The sequence below is a fragment of the Micromonospora solifontis genome (genome assembly GCF_003725545.1).
GTDB classification, from domain to species: Bacteria; Actinomycetota; Actinomycetes; order Mycobacteriales; family Micromonosporaceae; genus Micromonospora; species Micromonospora solifontis.
In genome coordinates this window covers 1-6,267 of the sequence record NZ_RJLN01000157.1, presented here as the reverse complement: position 1 = coordinate 6,267, position 6,267 = coordinate 1, and the positions used below count along the sequence as shown (strand labels likewise).

Sequence of the window (6,267 nt, the reverse complement as noted above, 5' to 3'; positions counted from 1 at the left end):
CCGTGCCTCGGTCGGCGCGGCGAGCGTGGGCACGGCCGGTCGGGCGAGCGTCGGCTCGGCGGCCGTGGGTGGCCGCGCCGCGGTGGCCCGCGCCGGTGTGCCCGGCATGGTGGGTGGTGGCCCCGGCGGACCCGGTGGGCCGACCGGACCCGGTCGGGGCGGTCGGAGTGGCCGCGGTGACGACCCGGCGGCGGCGGCCCGGGCGAAGAAGCGCCGGCGGATCAACATGCTCATCGCCGGCTTCGCCGTCTTCATCATGCTCGCCGGCATCGGCGTGGTCGGATTCACCTACTACTCGACCAACGTCATCCTCCCCGAGGACACCATCCCGCCGCTCTCCACCACGATCTACGACAAGAGCGGCAAGGTCGCGATCGCCAAGGTCGGTGAGCAGAACCGCCAGCTCATCACCATCAAGGACATCCCGGATTACGTCCAGCACGCGGTCGCCGCGGCCGAGGACCGGAACTTCTACCGGCACTCCGGCGTGGACTACAAGGGCATCGTCCGAGCCGCCTGGAACAACTTCACCGGCGGCGACAAGCAGGGCGCGTCGACGATCACCCAGCAGTACGCCCGCAACGCGTTCGACAACCTGAACCAGGACACGTACGGCCGCAAGGTGAAGGAGGCGATCCTCGCCTCCAAGCTGAACGACAGGTACGACAAGCCGACGATCATGCAGCACTACCTGAACGTGATCTACTTCGGCCGGGGCGCGTACGGCATCGAGGCGGCGGCGCAGACCTACTTCGGCAAGCACACCAACCAGCTCTCCGTGGCGGAGGCGGCGGTGCTCGCCGCGCTGATCAAGCAGCCTGAGCCGAGCGCGACGCACCGGGGCTACGACCCGGCGATCAACAAAGAGGCCGCGCTGGACCGGTGGAACTACGTCATCAACGGCATGATCACCGAGAAGTGGCTGGACGCGCCGAACATGCCGCCGCACCCCACCGAGTACCCGCTCAAGACGCTCAAGAAGCCGTCGAAGAACAACGGTGCGGACTTCGGCGTCAACACGCCGTACGGCAACGTGATCAACTACGTCTCGCAGGAAATGCGCGAGATGAACCTCTGCACCGACGACGAGGCCGCGGCCACCCCCCAGCGGCCGCTCTGCTCGCAGGCGCTGAGCCGGGGTGGCTACCGGATCACCACCACCATCGACACCAAGATGCAGGAGGCCGCGCTCAACGCGGCCCAGCGGGCCCGGAAGGGCTCCGAGCTCTACGGCCAGCCGAAGAACCTGATGGCCGCAGTGGTCTCGATCGACCCGACGACCGGTGCGGTGCGCGCCTACTACGGCGGTGACAACGGCACCGGCACCGACTACGCCGGCAAGAACATCGACAACGGCGTGCTCAGCGGCGGCCACTCACCGGGCTCCAGCTTCAAGATCTACACCCTCGCGGCGGCCCTCAAGGAGGGCATCTCCGTCAAGTCCCGGTGGAAGGGCTCGGCGTTCACCCCGAAGGACACGAAGTTCAAGGTCAGCAACGCCGGCGCCGACAAGGTCTCCTGCGGTGACTCCTGCACGCTTGAGCAGTCGACGCTGAAGTCGCTGAACGTGCCGTTCTACTACATCACCGAGCAGATCGGCGCGGACAAGGTGCTGGCCATGGCCAAGCAGGCGGGCGTCACCACCATGTGGCGCACCGACACCAACCCGGCCAAGTCGTACGACCTGACCAAGGAGGACCCGAAGGACCTCGCGCCGTCGCCGTTCTTCAACGTGATCGGCTACGGCCAGTACCCGATCACCGTGCTGGACCACGCCAACGGCGTGGCCACCTTCGCCAACCAGGGCGTCTACAACAAGGCGCACTTCGTGAAGAAGGTGGAGAAGCAGAACACCAACACCGGCAAGTGGGAGACGGTCGGCGGCGAGAAGCTCAAGCCGCAGCGACGGATCGACAAGGACATCGTCGCCGACGTCACCTCCGTGCTGGAGCAGTACCCGGCGCACGTGAACCGCCGGCTGGACGATGGGCGCAAGGCCGCCGAGAAGACCGGTACGTGGGAGCTCGGCGACCCGAAGCAACCCAAGGCCAACGGTGACGCCTGGATGATCGGCTACACGCCGCAGCTCGCCACCGCCGTCTGGGTGGGCAACGTCGGAAACCGCAAAGCGATCAAGGACGATGACGGCCGGGACATCAGCGGCGCCCGGATGCCCGGTGCGATCTTCCAGCGCTTCATGAACGACGCGCTCAACGGCAAGGACAAGCTGGACTTCCCGCCCGCCGCGCACATCGGTAAGGACGACGCCGGCAACGGTGAGCTGCCGCAGCCGGACCCGCTGCCGGGCCAGCAGCCGGGTTGTGACCCGCTCGGCCTGTTCTGCCCGGGCGGCAACAACAACGGCGGTGGCAACAACGGTGGCAACAACGGTGGGAACCCCGGGCCCGGCTTCCCACCGCCGCCGAACGGTGGCGGCAACGGCGGCGGCATCCTGCCCACCACACCACCGAGACAGACGTACTGACGGCAGCGCTGACGACGGCGGCCGGACCACAGTGGTCCGGCCGCCGTCGGCGTCCCCGGCGTCCCCAGGTCGGCGCGCATCCGTTCCCAAGGTCCCCCCGGATACGGCAGGATGCCTCTCCATGAGCACCCAGTCGACGGCAGACAGCGACGACAGGACGGTCGACCACCCGTCCCGCTCGGACGGCTTCGTCCGCGGCGCCTCCGAGCTGATCGGTGGCCCGCTCGGCGACCATGCGGTGGCGCTCGACCGGCCCGCCGGCCGCGAGGGTCGCTTCTGGACGGCGGCCCGGATCGTGCTGGCGCTGGTCTGCCTGACCCTCGCCCTGCACTGGGTGCAGAAGTCCCCCTGCCAGGACGGCGCCTGGCAGAACAACGCGCAGTACACCCGGATGTGCTACACCGACGTGCTGGCGCTCTACTACGCCGAGGGACTGAACGAGGGCAAGGTGCCCTACGCCGACCACCCGGTCGAGTACCCGGTGCTGACCGGCTACTTCATGGGGGCGCTCGGCCTGCCGGTGCACTCCCTCGGGGTCGACGACCCGGGGATCAACCAGGGCCAGTGGTTCTACAACCTCAACGCGCTGGTGCTCGGCGCCCTCGCCGTGGCCACCGTCGCCGTCCTCCTCAACCTGCGGCGACGACGGCCCTGGGACGCGGCGCTGTTCGCGCTCGCCCCCGCCCTGCTGCTCACCGCCACCGTCAACTGGGACCTGCTCGCCGTCGGGCTCGCCGCCTTCGGGTTGCTGGCCTGGGCCCGACGCCGTCCCGCGACGGCCGGCGTCCTGCTCGGCCTGGCCGGGGCGGCGAAGATGTGGCCGCTCTTCCTGCTCGGCCCGATCCTGGTGCTCGGACTGCGCGCCGGCCGGCTGCGCGCCGCGCTCACCGCCACCCTCACCGGCGTGGTGGCGCTGGTCGCGGTCAACCTGCCGGTGGCGATCCCGTACCGGGAGAGCTGGGGCCGGTTCTTCGACCTGAACACCACCCGTCCCATCGACTGGGGCACCCTCTGGTACATCGGCCGGTACCTCGACGGCAAGATCAGCCCGTCCGCCCCCGGCGACCTCGGGCCCTTCGAGTGGCTGAACGCGCACATTCCCACCCTCAACTGGGTGTCGTACCTGCTCTTCGGCCTGGCCTGCCTCGGCGTGGCCGGGCTGGCGCTGTTCGCTCCCCGCCGGCCCCGGCTCGCCCAGCTCGCCTTCCTGGTGGTGGCCGCCTTCCTGATCTTCAGCAAGGTCTGGTCGCAGCAGTTCGTACTCTGGCTGCTCCCGCTGGCGGTGCTGGCCCGGCCGCGCTGGGGCGCCTTCCTGGCCTGGCAGTTCGCCGAGGTCTGCTACTTCGTCGCCTTCTACGGGGAGCTGCTCGGCGCGGCCACCAGCCGGCCGGTGTTCCCGGAGGGCGTCTTCGTCCTCGCGGCCAGCCTCCGGCTGATCACCGTCGTGGTGCTCTGCGGCTTCGTGATCCGGGACATCATGCGCCCCGAGCAGGACCCGGTCCGCGCCACCTACCCGGACGACCCGGACGGCGGCGTCCTGGACGGAAGCCCCGATGCGCCGTGGCTGGCGGCCCGGCGACGACGATCCGGGTCGGGCATCGGCGTGCCGGCCGGCGTGCCGGCGTGAACAGCGCTGCCGGCGACCACCACGGTGGTCGCCGGCAGCGTCGGGCCGGAGCGGCCCACCGATGTCTCAGTCCCGGTCACAGGTGGTAGACGACCGCGTCGCCGACCTCCTCGCGGGTCACCCCCAGCCCGTCGACCGGCGTGTCGAGGATCCGCTCCCAGGGGGTCCCGCCGAGTTGGTTCCGGAGCACCACCACGTTCTTCACGCCGAGTTGGCGGAGATACTCGATGCTGGGCTGGTCGGGGAAACCCACACTGAGGTCGCGTACCTTCGCCTGGGTCTCCGGGGTGAAGCCGCTGCCGCCGTTGACCATCCGCTGGAACCGGCTGGTCGACCAGAGCATCACCGGCTGGTCCAGGTTCTGGCTGCTGGGCAGGACCAGCATCGGTCCGTCTACCGTCCGCATCGCCGCCGGCTGCTGCGGCACCACCGGGTGCGGCGTGACGTTCAAACCCTCGACGACGACCAGCAGCAGCGGCAGCAGGGTGGCCAGTCGCAGCCACGGCCCGGGCCACGGGGGGACCCGCTCGGCGGCGAGCTCCCGTACCCGGGCGCAGAACGCGGTGACCGCGCCGGCGGCGAGCAGGCCGAGGAACAGGGTGGCCCAGAGCATCAACCGGCCCGGCGTGCGCAGCCCGTTCCACCCCGGCAGGTAGTGGAAGAGCGGCACGAAGGTCCAGGTGCCGCCGAAGAACCGGGTGCCCATCGCCAGGATCATGCTGACCAGCACCCCGGCGAGCAGGTAGAGCCGGTGCCGGACCCGCCAGACCGAGAAGAACAACCCGCCGGCGGCCAGCGCGTAGAGCGCGTAGCCGGGCAGCAGGGTCATCTCCGGGTGCCAGGGCAGCGCCGTCCGCGCGCCCTCGTGCAGTTCCCCCCAGACCCGCGACTCGGCCGGGGCGGTGAGGAACCCGCTCGCCGGCGGCGAGTAGATGGCGATGTCGCCGAGCGTCCGGGCCGCGTTCGGGTGCAGCTGCGCGACCTTGAAGAAGGGCACCGCCAGCAGCGCCCCGACCGCGCCGAAGAGCAGGCCGCCGAGCAGGTCGGCGAGGAACAGCCGGCCGCCGAACGGCCGCTTCACCGGCCGCACCACCCAGCGCCGGGCGAACCAGATCAACGCCGACACCAGCACGATGCCGCCCAGCAGGTACGCGAACATCAGGCCGATGCCGAAGCCCAGGCTGAGCTGCCAGGCGGCCACCAGCCAGCCGGCGAACGCCCAGCCGGCGTGCCGACGCGCCGGGCGGTACCCGTACCGCAGGGACCAGCCATGACCCCGGGCGAGCATCGCCAGGGCCAGCGGGATCCCGCCGTTGGAGACGATGTGCAGGTGCCCGGCCTGCGCCAGCAGCCAGGGCGCGTAGGTGTAGCTGGCCCCGGCCACCGCGGCGCCGATCCGGCCCGCGCCCAGCTGGCGGGCCAACGCGTACGCCCCGAGCGTGGCGAGCGCGTGCGCCAGCACGAACATGATGTTGTAGCGCACCAGGGCGGCGTCGGGCCCGTGCCCGATCATGCCGGCCGGGGCGTACCCGAGGAGGGTGTCGGAGAAGGCGAAGCTCCACGGGTCGGGGAAGAACGTGTTGGAGTTCCACAGCTGCGCCGGGTCGGTCAGCAGAATGTGCCCCGACCAGGCCATCTGCCATGCCTGGAGGCTCGGGTCCCAGTAGTCCTGCGGCAGGGTGTAGGCCGGGTAGCGCAGCGTCGGCCAGGTCATCAGGACGGCGAGCACCAGGGCGGCGACGGTGGCCAGGGTCCACTCGTGGACCAGGAAGCGGCCCACCGCCCGGACCGCCCGCCGGGGGCGGCCGAACACCGGATCCGGGGCGGGGCCGAACGCGGTGAAGGGGTCGTCCGGCTTCGTACCCTCAGCGGGTCCGGCGTCGTCGTCGGCCTTCGCGGGACCGGTCGGGTCCGCCGCGCCGGTACGGGCCGGGTCGCCGGCCGTTCCATCGCTGGCCGTTCCGTCGTCGGCCGTTCCGTCGTCGGAGCGGTCGCCGGCGGCGGTCGTGTCGGAGGCGGCGCCCGCGCCGGTCTTCGTGGCGGCGTCGGCCGCGTTGGTCTTCGCGGCGTCGGCGGCGCCGGTCTTCGTGGCGGCGGTCGCGTCGGCGTCGGCGTGGGCCGCGGCGGTTTCGGTGGTCGCCGCGCCGGCATCGGG

General features: G+C 71.1%; 3 protein-coding genes. 2 read left to right on the top strand and 1 reads right to left on the bottom strand.

What is annotated here, in order from left to right:
• Both EFE23_RS27290 and EFE23_RS27285 read left to right on the top strand, forming a co-directional pair.
• The coding region (locus EFE23_RS27290; RefSeq protein ID WP_158675940.1) for a transglycosylase domain-containing protein at nucleotides 1–2,485 on the top strand (2,485 nt) is incomplete at its 5' end.
• 121 nt (nucleotides 2,486–2,606) lie between these two features.
• A complete protein-coding gene (locus tag EFE23_RS27285) occupies nucleotides 2,607–4,112 on the top strand; it encodes a glycosyltransferase family 87 protein (protein WP_123243743.1) in 1,506 nt (501 codons plus the stop codon).
• Between the two features lie 76 nt (nucleotides 4,113–4,188).
• Here EFE23_RS27285 and EFE23_RS27280 read toward each other — a convergent pair.
• The coding region (locus tag EFE23_RS27280; RefSeq protein ID WP_233601170.1) for a putative glycosyltransferase family protein at nucleotides 4,189–6,267 on the bottom strand (2,079 nt) is incomplete at its 5' end.